A 23,596-nucleotide genomic window follows, 5' to 3' on the forward strand; every position below is an offset into this window, starting at 1 on the left:
TTGCTATTTTTAGAGTTTATTGAATGATTCTGATAAAATAATTTCTGCATTAGTCTCTTGCTCATTAAGCAGAGATTCTTGTGCCGTATAATATGGTGCATACTTTTTTGCCATATCAATGATTTCTGCAAGTGCTTCATCATGTGTCATTCTGGCTTTACCTCCTACGCGACGCAAGTTTTTCTGTATGCGTTGTAAGCGTTTAGCTATGTAGGTGATGACACCTCTTTCCGCTAATGTTTTGAGCTGAACTACTTTTATGTATAGTTCATTATCGTCTATTTCACGAATGAAATTATTTAACAAATTTACAGCGGTACTAACTTGCACTCCAACAGAACCTTGTTCCTCATGGGTAGTTTCTTGAGAACGTGCTTCTTCATCCTGCATCATGCGAAATTTTCGTAAAGCCATATTAATATGCTTATGGTGTTGCTCTATACGCTCTGCGGATTGTTCTTCTTTGGGAGCTTTGAAATATTTTAGAGCATCAAGCACAGAAAGTTCTTCTGCTGTTTCTGAGACCAAAAAGAATACCTTACGGAAATTCGTTTTCAGGAATACAAGAGTGTCATTTGCAAGTGTTACTCCATCTACTTTTTTCATTTCACGACCAGTACGGCTACGCAATGAGAGTTTTGCTATGCGATTATATTCTCTACGGTTGTTTTGATAGAGTGCACGGAGTTCCTCGTAATATGGCAATTCTTGATTACATTCTTCCTTTTGTTTCTTCATGCCTTCATCAAAGAGTTTACTTAAGTCGCGGTCAAGAATTTCTTCTTGTGAGTAAATTTGGTTGTCTTCACCGAAGGTGGAATGAAAGGTTTGAATCTTACTTAATGCGATTTGATTTAGATTGATTTCACGGTTTCCTTCACGGGATGGATAGAAAACGTAATTGTATATATGTTTGGATGAAGAACCGATACGATTGACGCGACCAATACGTTGCATCAGTCGGGTGCTATTCCAAGGAGTGTCATAATTTACAATCACATTTGCTCGATGCAAGTTTACACCTTCAGCAAGCACATCTGTGGTGAGGATGATATTGTAGTCATTGAGTTTTGTCTTATAGTTAGCATCAAAATTCTCACGGATAGTTTTGAACTGCTTACTACGATTATCAGCGGAGATTACCAATACGTCTTTACGATTAATACGGCGTGCCAAATACTCTACTGTGTCAACTGATTCTGAAAATACAACTAGTTTCTGTTCAGGATTGCGTTCCGATTTGAACAACTTATGCTTAAGCAGCTCATTGAACTTTGTGAACTTGGAATCATCTTCGTCTTTTATATCTGCCCATTCTGAACATAACATTTCAAGTGTATTCTGATCTCCTCTAAGCATTTCTATAAATTCAGGCTTAAAATCATCAGCTGTGAATACTGCATTTTTGGGATTATCTTCCGCTTTGGCATTTAGTTTCTCCTCAATTTCTTCATCACTCAACCCTGATTCTAATAGCATATTGATATCAAGATCCGGAGCAATGAATACTTTGTTGCGGTCAAACATATCTATCATATTTTGGTTTGCTTGACGGAAATTGTCTAATGAAACTTGGAAAGCATAAAAACTGCTTTCTAGCCGCTTCACCAATCCGTTTTTACGGATTCCAGCTAAGCTGCGGCTTATTAATTCCGCGTTATCATACAGTCCTTGTGCCGCTTCAGGCTTCAAGTAGGCTATAGCTTGATAACGAGCGTACGTCAAGTTCTTTTCAAGAGTAAGCATAGCATGTTCAAACAAATCAGCGAGATGCTCATTAAGCTCATATCGACTTTCTATAGGACGCTCTACTTTTGGAAAGCCATTCACATCCTTATTATATCGAGGCACGTTCTCGATGTCAGTACGTGTACGCCGAACCGTCAATGGCTTGATAACGCGGTCTCGAACTCGTTCTGCTAATTTCTTGAATCGACTTATGTCGAAATTTGGCTCTCTTTTTAGCTGTTTAAATTCTTTAATAAGAGGTGAAAAGAATGCCGTTAAATTTGATACACCATCAATCGTACATCGGCGTGGATCTTGGAATAATTGGATTTCTGTGTATATATCTGCAGGTGTATTATTCATAGGTGTTGCTGAAATAAGCATTACCTTTTTCTTAAAGCCGGGAATATTTCCATTTTCTATACGGGGCATTTTGCATATTTCCTGCAATTGCTCAAAGGCAGAGGTTGTATGCGAGCGGAATTTATGTGCTTCATCAACCAAAATAAGGTCAAATTCATCAGCATTCCAGTAGTTATAATTGTCTTCATCGAGAATCTTAGACAAACTGCCATTGGAAATAAAATTAACAAACTTGTCAATGCCAAAATCTTTAAATGTTGCTTTCCAGTTGTGTTCTACGGCAGGTGGATAGACGACGAGAATTTTTGTTTTGTCACGCCCATTCTCGATTAAGAATTTCTTAGCTATCATTGTAGCAATTACAGTCTTGCCAAGACCTACAACATCAGCAAGAAAAAAGCCATCGTAACGCAGTAGCTTTTGATAACCTTCTTCCACAGCATCCATTTGGTAATCATATTTCTTATACCCTTCCGGCATATCAAATGGATTGTTATCGTCTGTTGCCATGACTCTATCCGAAAAATACTCCATGAGCATTTTAATATAAAGGTCATAAGGTGAAGCATCACCTTTGAGGTATGTATGATCTATTGATGTTTTTACATCATCAGCCGTAATTTCGCATCCTTCGGCTTCTTTCCATAATAATTCAAATTCTTCTTTGGCAAATTTTACATCATCATATCTATCCATTTTTACATTAAACTCATACTGACGTTCCTCCGTGATGCCTAGTCCGTTTCCAGTAAGATTACTGGAACCAGTTATAGCCATTCCTTGGGTGTATTGATTAAAATCGTTTGGATAAAGTACGTATATTTTGGCATGTATTTTTTTTGAAGGATGCGCTCTTAGTTCCAATTTACCATCAATAAGGTCTTTCACCATTTGGAACATTCCATTTTCGACCTCTTTGCTATAATGCGAATGCTCTATATCTCGGCGAATTTCACGTAGACACTCTTCTTTTACTTCTTCTTCTGCTCCAAAAAATATCTTTCCTTGCCTTGTTGCTTGTGCAATGTATTTATCTACATTTATTCCTATTAAGACCCTAACCTTATTTATGTTGTCTAGGAAAGGACGTAAAGAAAAATATCCTGATGCTCTGAGAAAACCGACAACTGCATCAAGATTACAAATATGAGGATTATGGTGTAGTATGCCCTCAAATTCTTTTATGAGGGTATTGTTGTCTCTATTCGTGAAAAAGTTAGAATGAGTATATTTTTTAACATTATCCATGTTTTTGATAATTTAGATATTTATTTCTGAGTGTTTTCTTTTTCCCTTCTTTCTTTTACCTTTTCCAATCCCGGCATCTTTTTAGCCAATGCACTTTCTCCTGCTGGAAAATAGAGAGGAAAAACTTTATATAAGAAACCCACAACTTCACTACGACTTTTATCCATATTGTAAAAAGCAGAGCAGACAAAGTACATTAGTTCTTGCTGACTACATGTTTCTTTGGGCTGTATGCTTATTGAGGGAGCAACTATCAAGTCATGTTCAGCAAATGATAGAGCACTGGCAAGAATAGCTTCCTGTTCTTTTTCGGTAAACATCTTTATTTTCCCAGCTAACCATTCAAGCTCTCTTTGCTGAAGTGCTTGTTGTTTTTCGTTTTGATGCTCCAATAGGATTGCTACATTTTCTTGTTGCTTTTCTGTCAAGGCGTTTTCTAATGCTTGGTTCTTTCGTTTAAGAACATTGAACTTCAGTAAAGCGGCAATATACATACAGAAATATCCTACTGCAATATCGAATATTAGGACAAGCAGATAATTGTTACTTGAGTTTTGTATGCCACCAGCCATATATTCACTAATAGGGATAACAGCTAATAACATGATGATGGCTATTGCATAAAGTACTTTGTATCGCGTTTTATGGTTTACCTGTGGCAAAGAGGCAAACAAAAAGGCGATAATCAAAACGGCAATTATTACACTGAATGGTATGAAAGATGTCTCCATAGTTTTATTGCTCAGTTTGAGGGTTAACAATAATGCGCCAATAGCCACCATGATCTGCTCCTTCACGAGACAAAATTCCCATAGAACGAAGCTTTGAAATATGTTTTTCTACGGCTCGGGAGCTTATTCCTATTTTATAGGCCATTGCTTCTGCAGACATTGATGGGTCGGAAATGACGAAATCAATAATCTTTTGTGTGGTTTTCCCAATGCTTTTAGATTTGTTTTTCGAATCTCCGAACTTTTTCTCCGAACCTTTTGGGATTATCTCCGAACCTTTCTCCGAACTTTCTTGCGTATTACCAAAGGTTTTCACCGAACTTTTGCTGTTTCCACCGAACTTTTCCACCGAACTTTCTTCGTTTTCAGGGTACTTTTCGAGGGTACTGTTTACCCTGTTAGCCACTTCCTCAACAGGTATTCTTCCATTGTCACCCCAGTTCAGATTATAGAATGTGGTGTAGAAAGAAGTCGCTTCCGTTTGATATTGTGGTTCTTTGCCTTGTAGGAAATTGGGTAGCTTCTCTGTAAGCTCTCGCATTTTGCGTAAGCCGGAACCACGTTTCTCCATATAGTCCAATTGTGTGAACATATCTGCAATGACAGGGTTGCGGCGCATGGACGGCACTTTGTATATGTCACGGTCTTGAATCTGTGTGCCGTCAAGCATGGCACCAGGTGATACTAGTTCTACTCGGTCATCGTAAATGTCAATATGTACTTCACCGCCCATCATGGTGTAATCTCGATGGATAAGGTGGTTTACCAATCCTTCGAAGATGGCGCGGTCGGAATAGTCGGGGAGGTTAAGGCGATAGTTTGGCATCTTCACCCAGCCACTCATGGTATAGTTTTTGATGAAATCCATACCATATTTTAAGAGCAGCACAAGGTTAGCCCGATGTTCCACGGAACTGATGGCATCATCCTTATATAGTCCAGTCCAACGGGTGCAGAAAATACGCGATTGAAATACCGTGCAATTATCCACAAACAGCAATCCTGCATTGGTCAGTTTGTCGTCAGGAGTTACTAGTCCGAATGATTCCAGATACTTGTCGTTCCATTCTTGATGGGTTTGCTCACGGAAGGTATTGGCAAGGATGATGAAAGAATGTTTGCTGGCATCCACTTGGGTAGGAAGAGAATCCCATGTCATGTGCGTACCTTTCAATACCAATGAAAGAAGTTGTTGCGAATTACACTCCACACTTTCATTGCCAATTCGTATATATGCGGTACGTGTTCCATCCTGATAGTAATAATAAGGTGTAAGCGTTCCTGTCTTTACTTTCACTTCAAGCAGGGTATGCCCTTCGTGTTCTATCGGAATAAGTTGAACTTCCGGCACAGGGTCAAGTCGTGCCTTTATCATTTCACTGATAAAATCAGCATCGGCTTGTGGATTCTCCAACCCTACAATTACGCCGTCATCATTCACTCCATAAAACAAACTGCCACCGTCCGTATTGGCAAAAGCCGACACGGATTTAAGCCACGACTTCACTTTCTTACGCTCCAGCATTTCCTTGAAATCGTAAGCTGAGCATTCTGTTATCAATGTATTGTTATGTATCTGCATTATTCGTATAATATTTAATTCTTATCACAAAGGTAGTGATAATATGATAAATTCAAGTGTTTTAACTTACAAAGAAAGTCTCAAGTCTGCTAAGAGAACAGCCGTTTCCGTTTCATCTTTCGGTGCATCTTTGGGCTTCCATGCCACAACAAACCGTACAGATGCAGATTGCACCTTATAACCTCTTTGTTCCCATTCAGATAACGTGCCCTGCATTCTTGATGATAATTTTGCTATAGGTTTATCGGTCGATGAACTATACAAGAAGAAATCATTGTAAATTAAAGAATCTCCTCCTCTTAGTGCTAAAACCTCTTGTTTCCGTTCTTTGAAGAATCCCAAATTGACATCTTTGTGAGAGAGTTGCAGTACAATTTCTTCAGGCATGTCATATTGTCGCTGATCCATAAGATAGCGGTCTGCACTCAAATGATTGAAACAATCACTGTTTGTATGTATGAACAGCCTGTTTTTCGCACGGGTTATTCCTACGTAATATCGACGCATCAGATGGGCATCCTTTACATAATTGTCGGATATGAGCATATACACATCGTCAAACTCTCTGCCTTTGGCCTTGTGAATAGTTGATACCACAACGTCGGCTCTTGATGTGTCGCAAAAGTCTTCCACTGACGACTCAAATACAAACTCCTTGAAGTCACTGAAATATTTTGTTTTGTTGGTTTGTTCAAACAGTTCCACACACCGCTTCACATACATCAAGCTTAGACTCCTGTCATAAGTAGAGAAGGTGTTATGCTTGGCTTCTTCCCACAGCTCTTCCGTGATTAACGGTGTTTTTATCCGCTTGTTTATATACCTCAGGAAATATCTCATTTCGGCCATATTCCAAAAACGTAGGCCGTCCATTGATTGTATCAGTTTACTGTTTATGCCATGTTTCCGCAAAAGAGCCATCAGGATAACGGCCTCTTCATTTGTTTGGGTCAGTACACAAGAAGTTCCTTTATCCCTATGTTGAAGCAAGTTTTCGACGAGCGGCTGATACATATATTCCGATTGATAGCGTATCACTTCAACCCAACCCTTTTCTTTTCTCATGGAGATAATTGGTGTACTTTTTATCCTTTTATGTATATTTTTCAAGAATCCGTTGGCAAAATCCACCGGCTGGCGCGCACTGCGGTAATTTTCGGTCATTTCGACAAACGTGCTTCCGCTTTCTTGTGCCAGTCGGTACATATAACCGGAATCGGAACCGCGGAATTCATAGATGTTCTGGTCATCGTCTCCCACTGCTATCACACGCATCTCCTCATAATTAGCTATTAAAGCCTTTACAAGCGCATGCTCTTCAGCTCCCATATCCTGAGCCTCATCTATAACCAATACTGTCTTACCGATTTTGTTTGGTTCTACTTCTCCTTGGCATATCATCTCGGCTGCCTTTGAAACGACATTCTTTGAATCCTCAAGATTTCCTATCCGTCCCAGGAGGTCGAAGCAATAAGAGTGGAAGGTTTTTATTTCGACAAAGTGGGCGGCGTTGCCTATCAACTCCATGAGCCTTTGTTTGAATTCCGTAGCGGCTGCCCTTGAAAAGGTCAGCATCAGGAGCTGTTCGTGTTTCACATCTTCAAGTAGCAGAAGTGAGGCCAGTTTGTGGACCAATACACGTGTCTTTCCACTACCTGGGCCGGCTGCAACCACAATGCAACGTGAAACTTTATCTGAGATAATATCCAATTGCCGTTTGGATAACTGTCCGAATAATTGTTTGTACTTATGTGGTGTCAAGTTACGTTGTATCTCGTTTGCTCTGTCTCCTTTGAAATATTTTATGACAAACTTTCTGTAGTCCATTTGGAAATAGTCCTGAACATATTGCAAGGCCGCATGATAATCTTTTACCATCAGATTGGCATATTCGCCTACAATATGCACTTGCTGGATTTTCAACTTGTAGAATTCGTTGAGCATCCGATAGTCGTCTTGCTTGTATCTCGACTTGTTGTCCTTTATTCTTTGGATATTCATGGCATTATAAAGTACCAAAAATCCGCCTTCAAGTTTTAGTGAACCGATTTTCGACAAATACAGAAGTGCTTCTTCCACGTCTTCTAATTGAATGTCATCAAGTCTGCTGAAAAGGGATTGAGTGCTTGACTTTATTCGGTTCAGAAGTTCTACCACGGAGAACTGGATGGCTTTACCGGGCATGTTTTCCTTTTCTGCATAAGAAGCTGATTGATATAGCCATTCCACGGCAAAACGGCTTATCTCCAATCGCTTCTCAAAGCGTCTCATAGTAGACTCGAAGTCTGCCTGGCGACTTATTTCCATATTGCGGACCGCATCTTCTTTCTTACGGGTGTACCCCTTGATGGTGAGGAAATAGAGCAGCGTCCGGATATCTTTTTCTTTGGATGTGCTGATTCCGTCGTTCACGGCATTTTCATTCAGTTGCTTGCATGATATTCGTAAAGTTCCGTCGGGAATATGATTAAGGATGTATTGTTCAAGTTTTGCAAAGCGTTCGAGGAGGATTTGTGACTTTCGTTCCGAATCACCTGCATCCTGCAAATAGGCAGATATATCTTTACTGTCTGCCAATATACCTTCCTGTCGCATGCGCTCCACTACAGATATAACATCTCTTTTGCTTAGTCCCAAAATGTCTGCCAGATAATCGATTCGTGATTCTGCTTCCGAATCCTGAGCCTTGGCGATATGTTTTTGAGAAATCAATGACTTGATGATACGGACTGCCTTTTCTATTTCATCGCTGCCAAAAAGTAGTGATGCTGCTATGCGTTCTCTTGCTTCGTCCATATTCTTTACCGTTATTCCCGTGGCATATACATGAGGTACATTGTTTCCTCTTACCAAGTATCCGCTTTGTTCCAAAGCTGCTAATGCTGTCCGTACACGGGTCTCAATGTCAGATACCGAATCATCCCATCCTGCTTGCCGGGCAATTTCCAACGCAGAACAGTTGACTTTCATACGGTGTTTGGTAAGGTCTTTGACGGCTTTCCATACCTGTTGTATTTCACTAATGCTAAGTTTCGTTTGGTTTAGCAATATAAAATGCTTGTCCAAATCATTGTCACTGTAAAGCACATAACAACGTGCGCTAAGACCAGGATCACGACCTGCCCTGCCAGCTTCCTGTACATAATTCTCCAGCGAATCGGAAATATCATAATGCACTACAAGACCGACATCTTTCTTATCGACTCCCATACCAAATGCAGACGTGGCCACGATGATGTGTGCCTGATCGTTCATAAAAGCATCTTGGTTGGCAATTTTTTCATCGGCTTCCATTTTCCCATTGAAAGGGAGTGCCTTGTAACCGTCACGAGTCAGTTTTGCAGCCAGTTCCTTTGTCCGTTTGGTGCGTGACACGTAAACAATTGCCGGACAATCGGCTTCTGCTACAAGTTCTCTCAATTTTAAATATTTGTCATTGTCATTCTCTACATGTATGACGGAATAGTGTAGATTTGTTCTTGAGGCTGTTGATGCGAATAATTCCAAGTTCAAATCCAAAGTCTGCTTGAAATAGTCACAGATGTCTTGGATTACTTTCTGTTTTGCCGTGGCCGTGAAACAGGATACAGGTATCGGGGTTTTGCATTTTTTCTTTTGCTGGTATTTCTGGATGAATTTGCCAATGTAGAGGTAGTCAACTCTGAAATCCTGCCCCCATGAAGAAAAGCAGTGCGCTTCGTCTATCACAAACCTTACAACGTGGCGCGCCATCAATATTTTCTCGATTGTTTTTGAACGGAGCATTTCGGGAGAGATATACAACAACGAGGCTTCTCCGTCTTGTACTCTTTGTATTGACAGCGATCTTGTGATGGGGTCTAACATCCCATTTATGGTTACGGCATCCGTGATGCCTCTGTCGGCAAGGTTGTCTACCTGGTCTTTCATCAAAGACTGCAAGGGGGAGATGACAACCGTAAGCCCGTGCACGGAGTGTCCCGCCATGAGTGCAGGCAGTTGGAAGGTAAGTGATTTACCACCGCCGGTAGGAAATATTGCCAGCAGCGATTTCCCTTTTACCGCAGCTTGGGCAGCACGTTCTTGCAGTGGCTCGCCTTCGTATGTCCGGAAGCGCTCATATCCGAAAAATGTTTTTAGGTTATGGAGCACATCCAATTGCGTATGGCAGTAGTCGCAGCCTTCTTTGCAAGTAGTGTGTCGCAGAAGTTTTATGATAAATTCCACTTCCGGATAATTATAAAGTACCCATCCGGGAGTGATGGAGCGGTAATCGGTGGTGTCAATCAGAGCCAATGCGTATGCCAATCCACATGGATATTGGTTGATGAGCATGTCAAGATCGGCATGTTGGCAAATCTTTCCGGCATAAAGTTCTTTAATAAGTTCAGGTATTCCTTTATGGATATACTCCGCACTTACCATACTGAGAAATCCTTCAAATTCCTTCTTGTCCTTCAGCAGCGATGCAAATAGTATACGCTTTTCTTTCGGTAATGAATGCCAGCATGCTATTTCATCCAACAATAAGTCTTTTGCTTTCTTGCAATCGTTCACCGGATTGTTCATTTGTTCGCTCATCAGTTTGTCATCTTTCACAAGCCTGTGGTAAGGGTGTTCAGGGAACAGTAAAGGCGAAACATAAAGTGTATCAACTAAAATCCAGCGGCATATTTTGTCCGTAAACAGGTATTTAGCATCATGGTGAACGATATTGTGTCCGCAGATGTAGTCTACATCGTTTAAGAAAATGAATAGTTCTTCTTTTGAGGTTTTATGAAATGTCGTGTTATCATGCTTGAGGGCTCCTATATCATGGATTCTATGGTCTTTCAAGCCTATTTCAACATCTACTATGGCATAATTGTGGGCACTACATGGTACAGAGGTGGTTTTATTGCCGATGATATTGTTTCTATCCTCGGTTTTCTTGATTCCTATGAGTTTGCTCCATATTGACATATCTCAATATAATAAATAGTTTTACAACTTGAATTTGTTATGTATCTGCATCGTTTTCTTATTGTTGTTTGGGTATAACATCCCAATATCATATACAAAGGTAAGGATAAAACCGAAGAATCTGTTAAAAACATCGCTTTCTTTTGATTTTTATGCGTTTACATCTCTTTATTTATGAATAAAAATCGTACTTTTGCAGTCAAGAGCTGTGGTTGCTTATGGATGCTTATTTTCGGATTTGCGATATAATTGCAACACGTGTACGCAAGTTGCTCATACAGAGATACTGTTGATTTTGAGGAAGTGAAATAAAATCGCTGAATAAGACGATTGAAATAATAGAAAAGGGGTTGAAAGTCTATGACTTTCAACCCCTTTTTATTTTTGAATGACTATTATTCTATATCGGAAAGTTCAAAAAAAAGTCCGTACGTCTTTTTTTTAGGGCGATTTGTCGAATAAATTTTCTGGTAATGAAAATGTAGCTTATCTTTGGTATAACAAAATAACATGTAATGGGTATGAGAACAATTTATCTTCTATTATTTCCCTTGTTTTTGTTTTTTATAGTATCCTGTACTGAAGATGAAGTAGATCCTAACTTTTCGATAGAGAATGTCGGAGATGTCGTGATGGGTTCGGCTAAAGGTTCGCAGGTAACAATCAGTTTTACGAGTACCCGTGAATGGAAGGCGAGTACAGTTGCGGATTGGTTTACAATCGCTCCGGTTTCGGGAGAAGCGGGTACGTGCAATATTACGCTTACTGCTATCAGTGAGAATATAACAGGAAATGTACGTACAGCAACACTTACATTAACTTCTGGGACATTGACGCAAGACATTACCATAGAGCAGGAATCGGCAGAATTTGTGAATCTTGAGCAGAATATATATAATGTATCTGTTGAAGGTGGGGAATTGGATATTAGATTCTCTACGAATATAGCTGAAGATGAATTGTTGATTTATGGTTCTTTGGGTACTGGCACTTGGCTGACACAGGAGACAAAAACTCGTGCATCCTCTTCCTACATGCTTAACCTGACTGTATTGCCTAATACTGATGGTGTTTCCCGTACTGCCTATATCTACTTTGTGAAAGTAACTGATATGGAATCAATCGTAGTAGAGATGGTTACTATCATACAAAGGGGGGAAGTGGCTAGTGAATCTACTGATTATTCGTCAGATAAAAAAGTACGTGTTCTGCAAACAGCAAAGTTGGGAAAAGGGCTTCCTATTGTGCTTATGGGCGATGGATTTATAGATACTGAAATTAACGATGGAACTTATGATGCGGTTATGGACAAAGCTTTTGAGAATCTTTTTACGGAAGAACCCATCAAGTCACTTCGAGATTATTTTAATGTATATGCAGTAACTGCGGTTTCGAAACACAATATTTTTGGTACAGGATATGAAACAGCGCTTGGTTGTGAACTGGCGGGTGGAAACAGTACGGGGATTTCCGGTGAAGATAATGCTGTACAACGTTATGTACAATGCGTGGATAATATAGATATGAGTGAAACATTGGCTGTTGTAATTCTAAATTCTCCTGCGTATGCAGGAACTACTTATTTTGGTTATACTAATCAGACGAAAGTGGTTGAGTTTGCTATTGCTTATTGCCCGGTGATATACGATTTGCAAAGTGAAAGTTTCAGGCAGGTACTTGTACACGAGGCTGTTGGACATGGTTTTGCCAAATTGGAAGATGAGTATGCTTATCAGGAAAATGGAACTATTTCTTCTAAAGAAATAAAAAATGTACAGTATCTGCAGACATTAGGATGGGCGCAGAATGTTGATTTTACATCCGATCCATCTCAGGTACTTTGGTCTGCTTTCTTGAATGATAATCGGTATGTGTCAGAAAAACTGGGAGTATTTGAAGGGGCATGTACTTATATAAAAGGGGCGTATCGTCCTTCAGAAGAGAGTATGATGAATAGTAATACCGAGGGGTTTAATGCTCCTTCCCGTAAAGCGATATATGATAAAATAATGGAAAGAAGTTTGGGTAAACAAATGTCTTATGAGGAGTTTGCCGTATTTGATTTGCAGAATAAATCACAAACGCGCAGTGCTAAACCAACTATAGGACCAAGTAAGCCATTCACGCGTCCTCACTTTGTAAATAGAATGTTAGATAAGTAAAGCAGATGAGGCTGAACTTCAAGTTTAGTTTTGAGTTCAGCCTCATCTGGACTTTATATGTAACGTATTTATTTTGAATCAGAACTTTATTGCAGTATACAGCCTGTACAAAAACATTAAAGCTGTTGTATTGGGTGTACTTTACTTTTGTATTCCATTCTGGCTTAGATACAAATTACGTTAAGTACAGTATTTCTCTAATCTTTTCCCGGTTGCCTACAATCCAGACGAGATCTCCTAATTGGAAAGTTGTGTCTTTATCCAAGGTAATCAGTTCGTCATTTCGTTCAATAGCTACAACAATGCTATCATGCTTCTCTCCTAAATGAGACTGAGCGATGGTCTGATTTAAAAAGCGGAATTCTTCGTCTACCGTGAAAGAGTGGAGAGTTATCTTTTTATCCACTGCATCCATATCTGATGTATTTTTTACATCTTCTATTCTATTTCTGAATTCCTGCAATTGCGTATCTGTACCAACTACTGTCAATTTATCCTGCGGATAGATGTGTTCAGAGCTTTTCGGTATATATATGTTCAGATCGCCACGAGTGATCGCGACGACATTTACTCCAAAATTTTGCCTGAATGAAAGTTCTCCTAAAGACTTGCCGATGTAATCGGAATAAGGCGATACGAGGATAGATGTCAAGTCAAGGTCTTTATCATTGAATTCGCTATTGAAACTTGTTTTTAGCGGGTGCCGTTTTTTAGCTACCTCTTCCCGTCGGTTAAGATTGGCAAGGAATCTTATTTCCAATCGTGAATATTGCGTGAGGTCTTCCCTAAGAATAAGAATCAATGCTACTACGGCTATGGCAATAATCACACTTATTCCCCAGTTTAGTTTAAAGTAGCTGATGACTACACTAGTGATAAAGAAAAGAGCAACAGATACACGTCCCAGAACCAGGGAAACCAGGCGTCCGTGATTGTAATTCTCGTCTCTCCATAGCTTCAGGAATAATTCCGAAGAGTTGTATTTGTTGGAGATGAGCGCCCATAAAAAAGGAGTCATAAGCAGAAGAGTACCCAGACACATCACCAGTTTGATCCATATAGTGATAGGAGTAAACATTTCGCTGATGGCGGGATAAATGATTTGTATCGACAGCAGCCAAATAGCAGTGAGCAGTACGCTATAGATGACAACTCTCCCAATCATGTTTTTTAGTAATTTCTTCCAGTCACTATCGTGGTTCATGGTCTTCTTGCCGGAAGCATAACGATCTAATGTCTCCTGTACTTTAGTAGGCAATATTTTGTAAAGCCATTCGGCAAAAGGATTGGCTAAACGGATAAAGTAAGGAGTCGTGAAAGTGGTAATAACAGATACAGCCACAATGATAGGTGAAATAAACGGATCAAGCACTTTGAGCGAAACACCCAGTCCGGCAATAATGAAAGCAAACTCTCCGATTTGTGCCAGGCTGAATCCGGATTTGATGGAAGTGTTCAGTGGTTCTCCGGATAAGAGTACGCCAAACGAAGAGAAAATGGCTTTGCCGATAATGGTAACCAGTGTAATGATGATGACAGGCCAGGCGTATTCTACCAATACAGCCGGATTCACCAGCATACCGACCGAAACGAAAAAGATAGCTCCGAAGAGATCTTTTACCGGTTGTATGATATGTTCGATATGTTCGGCCTCGATGGTTTCGGCAAGGATAGATCCCATGATAAATGCTCCTAGCGCTGTTGAAAAACCTGTGTAAGTAGCCAATACCACCATTCCCAGACAAAGACCGAGAGAGACAATCAGAAGAGTTTCGTTATTCATCAACTTCTTTGCTTTTTTGAGAAAGGCCGGAATAACGAAGATACCTATGAGAAACCACAGGATTAAAAAGAAAACGACCTTGAGCACACTTATCAGCAAATCTTCACCCACAAAGTCTTGACTCACTGCCATTGTGGAAAGAAGCACCATCATTAAGATAGCAATCAGGTCTTCCACTACCAGAGTACCGAATACGATACCGGTAAAACGTTGGTTACGCAATTCCAGATCATTGAAGGCTTTGATAATGATTGTAGTGGACGACATAGACAACATTCCCCCCAGGAAAATGGAATTCATAGTGCCCCATCCTAATAATTGTCCCACCAAATATCCAATGAGCAACATGCTGATTACTTCGGTGATAGCCGTTATAAAAGCTGTGGAACCTACATTCATGAGCTTCTTAAAACTAAACTCCAGTCCGAGTGCAAAGAGCAGGAATATAACACCTATTTCTGCCCATATATTGATATTCTCAATATCTCCTACTGTAGGGAAAATATTAATATAAGGACCTGCCAGCAATCCGGCAATAATGTAACCTAAGACTAAAGGCTGTTTTAGCCATTTGAACAACAAGGTTATGATACTGGCCGATATTAATATCAGCGCAAGGTCGGCAATCAAAGTTGGCAAGTGTGACATTAGATGTGGGTTTATTTATTATAACATTCCTGATAGATAATATGTTTCCATCTATAAAAAGATGGAAACAATATAATAAATAGCTGCAGCTAAGAGTCCACTGACTGGAATTGTAAGAATCCAGGCAGTCATGAGGCTTTTGGTTACTCCCCAACGAACGGCAGAGAGGCGTTTAGTTGCACCTACTCCAATAATCGCTCCTGTGATAGTATGTGTAGTACTAACGGGGATTTTCAACATTTCCGTAATGTAGAGAGTGAAAGCACCTGCTGTTTCGGCAATCACTCCTTCCAATGGGGTTACCTTGGTAATTTTTGTTCCCATTGTTTTCACTATTTTCCAGCCACCGGACATCGTACCGAGTGAAATTGCTGTGAAGCACGAAAAAGCAACCCAGTCGGGAAGGTCATTGATGCTGTTGATACCCATGCCCAATCCCATTGAATGGCCGGCTATCATGGCAGCGGCAATAATACCCATTACTTTCTGTGAATCGTTCAAGCCATGTCCGACGCTGAAGAGGGCGGAGGATACGAGTTGCAACCTCTTGAACCATTGCTCGGCTGTGTGGGGATGTGCGCGTCGGCAGATGTAGAGGACAAACAGAGTGAAACCGAAAGCAATCACCATTCCGATAAAAGGAGCCAGAAAGATGAAAGCTGCAATTTTAAGAATGATATTAAGTTGAATTGCTTCAAACCCGTTTGCCATAATGGCAGCTCCTGCAAATCCTCCGATAAGCGTATGTGAGGATGAAGACGGGATACCTTTCCACCATGTTACCAGGTTCCAAGTGATGGCTGCTATCACTCCTGCCAATATAATAGGTAAAGTGATATATTGTTCTACCACCGTTTTGGATACTGTGTTGGCAATACCGAATCCGCCTATTATGTATTTGGCAATGAAAAAAGCAACGAAATTGAAGAAAGCAGCCCATAGTACAGCTTGAAAGGGGGTAAGCACCCTGGTAGATACGATTGTAGCTATTGAGTTTGCTGCATCGTGAAAGCCGTTGATATAATCGAATATCAGAGCCAGAATAATGATAGTCACTAATAATTCCATGTGTTCCGGCTTACTTTATGCGTACTTTACAATCAGGTTTTTCAGAATCTTGCCTACGTGCTCTGCGGCATCGGTCGTTTTCTCCAGTTCATGCATGATTTCTTTGATCTTTATCAGTTCAATGCAGTCTTTTTCTTCTTCAAATAGCCTGGTGATAAAGAATTCATATACGTCATCTGCCTGATTCTCGATTTCATGTAATTTTGAGCAATATTCCCGGAGAAGAGTCGGTTTCTTACGGAATGTTTCAAGTTCGTCCATGGCTTTACAGATGTAGGTCGCTTCTTCCTGAATCAAACGGCTCAATTCTTTGCCGTTCTCCGAGATAGGACGGGGATTGTAAATAGATATTCGTTTGGCACAACTATTTATTCCGTCGATGACATCATCCATGCAGGAAGCTAAGTCATGAATATCTTCACGGTCGAAAGGAGTGATGAATGTAGTGCCCAATTCATCAAAAATCCGATGCGTCAGTTTGTCCCCTTCACGTTCCAGCTCTTTGATTTTCTTGTAGTAGTCTGCACGTTCTGTAGGTGAGTCATGTTGCAAGCTTTCTGTTAAAACAACGGATGCTTCACAGAGCACTTCTGAAAGTTGTTTCAGCAATGGGAAAAATTTGGGCTCCTTTGGAGTAAACCGGCTAAAAAAAGAATTTTTCATAAGTGTAAAAACTTTAAATTGTTTTTTCTTCTCTATTTATATTAGTAACAAATGAATACAGATTATAGTTTGGTGTTTTAAGACTTTAGTTTGGCCCGTACTACCTCTATGATTGCAGGTAATATAGAGATGAATATGATGGCAACGATCAGCAGTTTCAAGTTCTCTTGTACAAACGGAAGGTCTCCGAAGAAATAACCGGCGTAGCAGAATATGCCAACCCAAGCCGCACCACCCGCTAAATTATACATCATAAAATAGTAATAGTTCATCTTTCCCATTCCTGCTACGAAGGGAGCAAACGTGCGTACTATCGGGACGAATCTGGCCAGAATAATTGTTTTCCCACCATATTTCTTATAAAACTCGTGTGTCTTCTCCAGATGGCTTTGTTTGAATATCCTGGAATTGGGATTATTAAAAAGCTTTCGACCGAAGAAGTGTCCGATCATGTAATTGCAGGAATCGCCTAATACGGCAGCGGCAAATAAAATGATAACGAGTATATGCACACTGATAGGCATGTCAGGTAAGGCAGAAATAGCTCCTGCAACGAAGAGCAGAGAATCACCTGGAAGAAAAGGAGTGACCACTAATCCGGTTTCACAGAAGATTATAAAAAACAAAATGGCATACGTCCAGGCATGATAATCACGCACAATCATAACCATATATTGATCGATATGAAGGATGAAATCCAATAAAAAGTTCATTTTATATACTTTGGTTGTTATGGTAAAAAAAGAATGTTATTGGCTTCCAGACCATAGTGAATACTCTTTTCACTTAAATGGAGGATGCAAACAGAAAGTGAGACATCAAAGACTGGAATAGTCTTATGCCGGAAAAAATATAAAATGGCTAAATGAGTATGTGACCTAATGAATAGATATGATATCTATCAGAATATTTAAAAAGATTGGTATAATATGAAAAACCTGTCCATTGGTTTTGAGGAAGCTGAATCTTCAGAGAGCTTAGTATACGGATAGTGACAGAAGGAATATTGAATCGTAGTATCTTTAAAGGAGAGAGGTGTCGGAAAGAAAATGGATTTAAAACACCATTATCGTTATTGTAATCTTGCTTTCCGGTGTATTCTTTTGTTTTGACTAGTTTCTGTTCTTTATCCAGCTGTATGATGCTGGTTTTGGAGGTGTATGAATTGGTATAGGTTTGTATGCTGGTACTACCGGCTTCTAACCGGTATGCCTCCTGTGCTTCATCGGAAATCAGATGGAATCCCCAATTCAGAAATACGCCTAATAGTATACAGAATATGTACTTCATCATAACGGTCGCAAAGGTAGAAACTATTTTTATATGAAATACATATTCACAAGCATAATTAACAATTATAATTGTAGCTCTATCGGGAGGGATTCATTATAGTTATGTTAACTTCTGTTGTTTACAGTGAATACAGTAGTCGTAATGCACAGTTCGCAGTTTTCCGCACTTGGGGCAGGTGTATTTATGATTTTGCCATATTAAGAAGTTTTCTTCTCCCTGTTCTTTTATGAATGTAAGATTCATAATCATACTCATTTTGTATTTGTTTTGGTATCTTGCATCTAGTGCTTTTAATCGTTTGCAAGGGAAATTTGTGCATTCAAAACAATAATACTTTTTCTTATCACATGAGAAAATAATACAGTTTTGGCAACTTTCCCGAATTTTTCCTGTTTGGGTTCTACAACCGGGGCAAGGCTTTTTTACATCTTGAAAAGCATAACATAATGCGCAGTCCATTCCACAAGGTGCGATGGAACTGATTCTGACTGTCCTCTTGAATATCATTGGCGTATAAGTTATCCCGTTGGTACATTGTTTCCCGGCAATCTTGTCGAAACCCAGACTTTGATAAAAAGGAATAGCGTACGTGGATGAATTAACAGTCATTTCATCTACCGGACAATCATTGATAGCGAAACAGAATAACTGTTTGCCGATACCTTTGCATTGGTACTTTTTTCGGATAAAGAATAAAGAAAGATGTTTCCCCTCATGCTTTGTCCCCATGATGCCGACCAGATTCTTATCCTCAAAAGCACCATAAATCACTAATTCATTCATCAGTTGCTCGTTGGAGATAAAGCTTTTAAATGAATTCAAACCTTCTTCATCGAAGTCTTCCGCTCCACATTGTATATATACCTCCAATGCTAACGATGTAGCCAGGGCGTATTCGGTCTTGTCTAATTTGCGTATCATAGTGATTGCTTTTATCATTAATTTGCCGGGAAAATTACTATTAATTTCCGGATATGGTATTGAAATCTGATTTCTTTTTCTTTTTTTTTGTAAAAGCTGTAGGGTATTTCCGGTTTGAGCGCTCTTATTAGTAGAAACGCAATTTATTTACCTTTAAAAAGCATCAGTATGAAGAATGTAGAAAAACACTTGGTTGGATGGCTATCAGTTTGGTTACTGCTTTGTAGCTATCCTGTGTGGGCGCAAGGAGATGCCGGAGATTATCTTACGATCGTTGGTATGGTGAAAGACAAGCAAAATAAAAAAGCTCTGGAGAACGTAAATGTATCGGTGCATGGTAGCAATATCGGTACTGTGACGAATGCGGAAGGAGAATTTGCTTTGAAGATAAAAAAAACGGAAACCCCGCGTGAACTGGACATTTCACATATCGGTTATGTAAATACTCATATCTCTTTGGAGAAAGAAACAGCCGCTATGTTGACAGTTTGGTTGACGCCTCATTCCAATCTATTGAATGAAGTGGTGGTATTTGCCGAAAATCCACGTATAATTGTAGAGAAAGCAATCAATAAGATTCCTTTAAATTATAGTGATAAGCGTGATATGCTGACGGGATTTTACCGGGAAACCGTACAGAAAGGGCGTCGATATATCGGTATATCGGAAGCTGTGCTCGATGTGTCCAAAACAGCCTATACCAATAGAAATATAAACTATGACAAAGTGCGAGTGGAGAAGGGACGTCGTCTGCTTAGTCAGAAAGCAAGTGACACATTAGCTGTCAAAGTTGTGGGTGGACCTAATCTGGGCGTCACTTTGGATGTCGTGAAGAACAAGGGAGCGTTACTCGATTTTGAAGAATTGAATAATTACGAATTCTGGATGGCAGAATCCATGCTTATAGATAATCGTATGCAGTATGTTATTAATTTCCGCCCGAAAGTCATTCTTATGTACGCTTTATTATACGGTAAATTGTATATCGATCGTGAACGGTTGTCATTCACCCGTATAGAAATGAGTCTGGATATGCAGAATAAATCGAAGGCGACTACCGCTATTCTGTATAAGAAACCTCTCGGTCTAAGATTCAAACCGCAAGAACTCTCTTACCTGGTCACTTATAAAGATGTAGATGGAAAAACGTATCTGAACTATATTCGTAACACGATCCGTTTTAAATGTGACTGGAAGCGGAAGTTGTTTTCCACAAGCTATACGGTAGCTTCCGAAATGGTAGTGACCGATAGAAAAGAAGGAGTATTGGAGAATATACCCAACAAAGAAGCTTTCAGCCTGAATCAAATATTTTATGATAAGGTAGACGAATACTGGAATCCGGATTTTTGGGGAAACTACAATATCATCGAACCTACGGAATCTTTAGAGCACGCAGTGGATAAATTGAAAAAGCAATCGAATTGAAATAGGGATAGTTTTCTTATATTTGAAGTCAATCATAAAGAAAAGCAAGTATGCTGGATGAACTGCTCATACTAAAAAAGATAAAGGAAGGTGATATAAAAGCGTTTGAGGAGCTCTTTCGCCGTTACTATTTTCCTCTTTGCTGTAATGCGGCAGGCATTACCGGGCAGATGGCGGTAGCGGAAGAGATTGTGGAAGAGCTTTTCTATGTACTTTGGAAAGAAAGGGAGCGCTTACAGATTTTCCAGTCCGTTAAGAGCTATCTGTACAGGGCGACTCGCAATCAATCTTTGCAGTATTGTGAACACGAAGAAGTTAGGAACAGATACCGTGAAGCAGTATTGAACACTTCCAATCCGGAGCAGTCGACAGATCCTCATCAACAGATGGAGTATGAGGAATTACAGAAATTCATAAATAGCACTCTTGAAAAGCTGCCAGTCCGCAGACGACAGATTTTTGAGATGCACCGTTTGGAGGGGCGGAAATATGTGGAGATAGCGACACAGCTTTCTCTTTCAGTAAAAACAGTAGAAGCTGAAATGACAAAAGCCCTCCGGACATTACGAGAAGAAGTTGAAACTTATATTCACATGAAGTGATGAAAACAGATATTTATAAAATAAAGACAGATCAGGCATGGAACCGATTGTATAATCGCCTGGACAATGACCGTTTACTTGCGAAAGTTGATGAAGGCCGTTCTATACGCAAACATTCACAATGGATCAGATACGGAGCAGTTGCCGCCGTTTTGATAGGCGTCGTCTGGGGAGCTTTGTATTGGATGACCGGTTCTGAAAGAGAACCGGCACAGAATTTTCTTACACAGGAAAATCAAGGCATTTCCACTTTGGCAACGACTCTTGAAGACGGTTCTGTGGTACTTTTGGCAAAGGAAACCTCCTTATTATATCCGAAGCATTTTATTGCTGATAAACGGGAAGTGAGTTTGCAGGGAAATGCTTTCTTCGACGTAGCAAAGAAGCAGGGACAACCCTTTTGGATTGATACGGAACAAGCTAAAATTGAAGTTTTGGGAACCGCTTTCAGTGTACAGAGCGATGAACATGCTCCGTTCCGCTTATCTGTACAAAGAGGGATTGTGAAAGTTACTCTAAAAAAAGGAAATCAGGAATGTTATGTAAAAGCGGGAGAGGCAGTAGTGGTGCAATCGCAACGATTAGTCGTTCTCGATGCGGATAAAGAGAATGAAGAGTGGGGGAGTTTCTTTAAACACATACGTTTTAAAGATGAATCTTTGGCGAACATTCTGAAAGTGATGAATTTGAATTCGGATAGTTTGCAGATTCAAGTGGCTTCACCTACATTGGAGGAACGCAGGCTGACGGTTGAATTTTCTGATGAGTCTTCTGAAGTCGTAGCTACTCTGATAGCTAGCGCACTCGGTCTGCAATGTGTCCGGCAAGGGGATATTCTTTTGTTATCAGAATAAAACTCATTTAAACTTGAGAAAATGAAACAGGCTTATCGCTATCTATCCATTCTATTCATACTCTTTTTCGTAGTCGATACGATGAGAGCGGATGGGGGCGATGTATTGGAACGGATAGTTCGGCTTCCCAAGACAAAAGGCACTGTTTATTCATTATTAGGTAATGTCTCCCAACAGTCGGGATATATGTTTATTTATGACAGTAAAGTTATTGATAATGATGTTGTCGTGAAGATAAAGGGAGGAGAACGATCTATTCGCCAAGCAGTGTATGATATAGTAGGAGATACCGGTTTGGAGTTTCAGGTGATTGGTACTCATATTCTGATTACTCTCCCTTCGGAGAAAAAGATTCATATACAACAGGATTCCATTCCGGAGCAGCCTATTAACTTTTCCATTACCGGCACTTTGCTGGATAAGGAGACGGGTGTGCCCATCTCTTCAGCTACTGTTGGAGTGAGGGGGACATCTATCGGCAGCATAACAAATCAGAATGGAGATTTTAAACTGTCCTTACCCGATTCTTTAAAAAACGATTCGATTACCTTTTCTCATATAGGTTATCTTTCACAAGATATAGAGTTTGCTTTGTTGATTGGACGGCACAATATACTTAGTCTCGAACCTAAAGTGGTTCCTTTGCAGGAAGTAGTGATTCGTCGAAGTGAACCAAAGAAACTTTTGAGGGAAATGATTGAACGGAGGGAACAGAACTATTCGCATACTCCCGTGTATCTGACTACCTTTTATCGTGAAGGAGTTCAGTTGAAAAACAAATTTCAAAACTTGTCGGAAGCAGTGTTCAAGGTTTATAAGACATCTTCACATTCAGCAGTGCCAGATCAAGTGAAGCTGTTGAAAATGAGTCGGCTAAGCAATGTGGAAGCGAAAGATAGCTTATTGGTAAAAGTGAAGTCGGGAATTCAGGCTTGTATTCAGATGGATATCATAAAAGATATGCCCGAATTCCTGATTCCCAGTATCGAGAATAGCATTTATACCTATACTTCGGAGGGCGTGACATTTTTAGAAGACCGGTTTGTAAATGTGGTGCATTTTGAACAGAAAAAAGGAATCAGTGAACCTCTTTTTTGCGGAGAACTATTCCTTGATTCTGAAACGAGCGCCTTATTGCAAGCCCGTCTGGAAGTTCATCCTGTATATGTGAAAAATGCGGCGGGTATGTTCGTCGAAAGGCGCGCACGCAACATACGCATGATTCCTCAAAAAGTGGTATATACCATTTCTTATAAACCGTGGCAAGGAACTTATTACATACATCATATCCGGGGCGATCTTCATTTCAAAGTGAAACGTACAAAAATGCTGTTTGGCAGTCGTGATCTTCATATCTGGTTTGAGATGATTACTTGCAAGGTGGAAACCGGACAGGTAGTCGCGTTTCCCCGTACAGAAAGATTGCCTACTCGTACAATCTTCTCCGACACATATTTCAAATATGATGAGAACTTTTGGAAAGACTTCAATGTGATCCCATTGGAAGAAGAAATCAGCAAACTAATAGAAAAAATCTCTTTGAAGATAGAAGAAATAGGAGATTGATTTGTTTTGTCATTC

At 39.9% G+C, this 23,596-nt stretch carries 15 protein-coding genes; 5 read left to right on the plus strand and 10 right to left on the minus strand.

Annotated features, from left to right (window positions below; translation table 11 throughout):
- Window positions 1-9: 9 nt before the first annotated feature.
- The 4 genes from DXA54_RS06520 to DXA54_RS06535 form a co-directional block, all read right to left on the minus strand.
- The gene (locus tag DXA54_RS06520; protein ID WP_005809783.1) at window positions 10-3,339 is read right to left on the minus strand and encodes a helicase-related protein; all 3,330 of its coding nucleotides are present in this window, start codon (window positions 3,337-3,339) and stop codon (window positions 10-12) included.
- Window positions 3,340-3,359: 20 nt separating this feature from the next.
- Entirely contained in the window at window positions 3,360-4,070 is a 711-nt protein-coding gene (locus tag DXA54_RS06525) for a hypothetical protein (protein WP_005809780.1), read from the minus strand.
- Window positions 4,071-4,074: 4 nt separating this feature from the next.
- Entirely contained in the window at window positions 4,075-5,652 is a 1,578-nt protein-coding gene (locus DXA54_RS06530) for an ATP-binding protein (protein ID WP_005809778.1), read from the minus strand.
- Window positions 5,653-5,718: 66 nt separating this feature from the next.
- Window positions 5,719-10,593 (minus strand): RecQ family ATP-dependent DNA helicase, encoded by a 4,875-nt coding sequence (locus DXA54_RS06535; protein WP_005809776.1) that lies wholly within the window; start codon window positions 10,591-10,593, stop codon window positions 5,719-5,721.
- Window positions 10,594-11,108: 515 nt separating this feature from the next.
- Here DXA54_RS06535 and DXA54_RS06540 point away from each other — a divergent pair.
- Entirely contained in the window at window positions 11,109-12,755 is a 1,647-nt protein-coding gene (locus tag DXA54_RS06540; RefSeq protein WP_117514395.1) for a M64 family metallopeptidase, read from the plus strand.
- 175 nt (window positions 12,756-12,930) lie between these two features.
- Here the strand turns inward: DXA54_RS06540 and DXA54_RS06545 are convergent, their stop codons facing one another.
- The 6 genes from DXA54_RS06545 to DXA54_RS06570 all read right to left on the minus strand — a co-directional run bounded on the left by DXA54_RS06545 (window position 12,931) and on the right by DXA54_RS06570 (window position 19,131).
- The gene (locus DXA54_RS06545; RefSeq protein ID WP_120079108.1) at window positions 12,931-15,186 is read right to left on the minus strand and encodes a cation:proton antiporter; all 2,256 of its coding nucleotides are present in this window, start codon (window positions 15,184-15,186) and stop codon (window positions 12,931-12,933) included.
- A 51-nt stretch (window positions 15,187-15,237) separates the two neighbouring features.
- A complete protein-coding gene (locus tag DXA54_RS06550; RefSeq protein ID WP_120079109.1) occupies window positions 15,238-16,254 on the minus strand; it encodes an inorganic phosphate transporter in 1,017 nt (338 codons plus the stop codon).
- Window positions 16,255-16,269: 15 nt separating this feature from the next.
- Window positions 16,270-16,917 carry a DUF47 domain-containing protein gene (locus DXA54_RS06555; RefSeq protein ID WP_049703164.1) on the minus strand — a complete coding sequence of 216 codons (648 nt, stop codon included), beginning with the start codon at window positions 16,915-16,917 and terminating at the stop codon, window positions 16,270-16,272.
- A 77-nt stretch (window positions 16,918-16,994) separates the two neighbouring features.
- Complete coding sequence (locus DXA54_RS06560; RefSeq protein WP_074635573.1) at window positions 16,995-17,630, minus strand: DedA family protein; 636 nt, start codon at window positions 17,628-17,630, stop codon at window positions 16,995-16,997.
- A gap of 148 nt (window positions 17,631-17,778) precedes the next feature.
- Window positions 17,779-18,210: a hypothetical protein gene (locus DXA54_RS06565; RefSeq protein WP_074635570.1), complete on the minus strand. Its 432-nt coding sequence runs from the start codon at window positions 18,208-18,210 to the stop codon at window positions 17,779-17,781.
- A gap of 99 nt (window positions 18,211-18,309) precedes the next feature.
- Window positions 18,310-19,131, minus strand: a complete 822-nt coding sequence (locus DXA54_RS06570; RefSeq protein ID WP_074635568.1) for a GNAT family N-acetyltransferase — start codon at window positions 19,129-19,131, stop codon at window positions 18,310-18,312.
- Window positions 19,132-19,299: 168 nt separating this feature from the next.
- On the opposite strand from DXA54_RS06570, the gene DXA54_RS06575 reads away from it, so the two are divergent.
- Genes DXA54_RS06575 through DXA54_RS06590 form a run of 4 tightly spaced genes read left to right on the plus strand, consistent with a single transcriptional unit; the run spans window position 19,300 to window position 23,581 of the window.
- Window positions 19,300-20,559, plus strand: a complete 1,260-nt coding sequence (locus tag DXA54_RS06575; protein WP_120079110.1) for a carboxypeptidase-like regulatory domain-containing protein — start codon at window positions 19,300-19,302, stop codon at window positions 20,557-20,559.
- Between the two features lie 50 nt (window positions 20,560-20,609).
- On the plus strand, window positions 20,610-21,161 hold the full coding sequence (locus DXA54_RS06580) for an RNA polymerase sigma-70 factor (protein WP_120079111.1): 552 nt from the start codon (window positions 20,610-20,612) through the stop codon (window positions 21,159-21,161).
- Window positions 21,161-22,015, plus strand: coding sequence for a FecR family protein (locus DXA54_RS06585; RefSeq protein ID WP_120079112.1), 855 nt, complete (start codon window positions 21,161-21,163; stop codon window positions 22,013-22,015). Before DXA54_RS06580 ends, DXA54_RS06585 begins: the two co-directional genes overlap by 1 nt.
- Window positions 22,016-22,036: 21 nt before the next feature.
- A complete protein-coding gene (locus tag DXA54_RS06590; protein WP_120079113.1) occupies window positions 22,037-23,581 on the plus strand; it encodes a carboxypeptidase-like regulatory domain-containing protein in 1,545 nt (514 codons plus the stop codon).
- Window positions 23,582-23,596 lie beyond the last annotated feature (15 nt).

The organism is Bacteroides sp. OF03-11BH, assembly GCF_003604005.1.
Lineage (GTDB): Bacteria > Bacteroidota > Bacteroidia > Bacteroidales > Bacteroidaceae > Bacteroides > Bacteroides ovatus.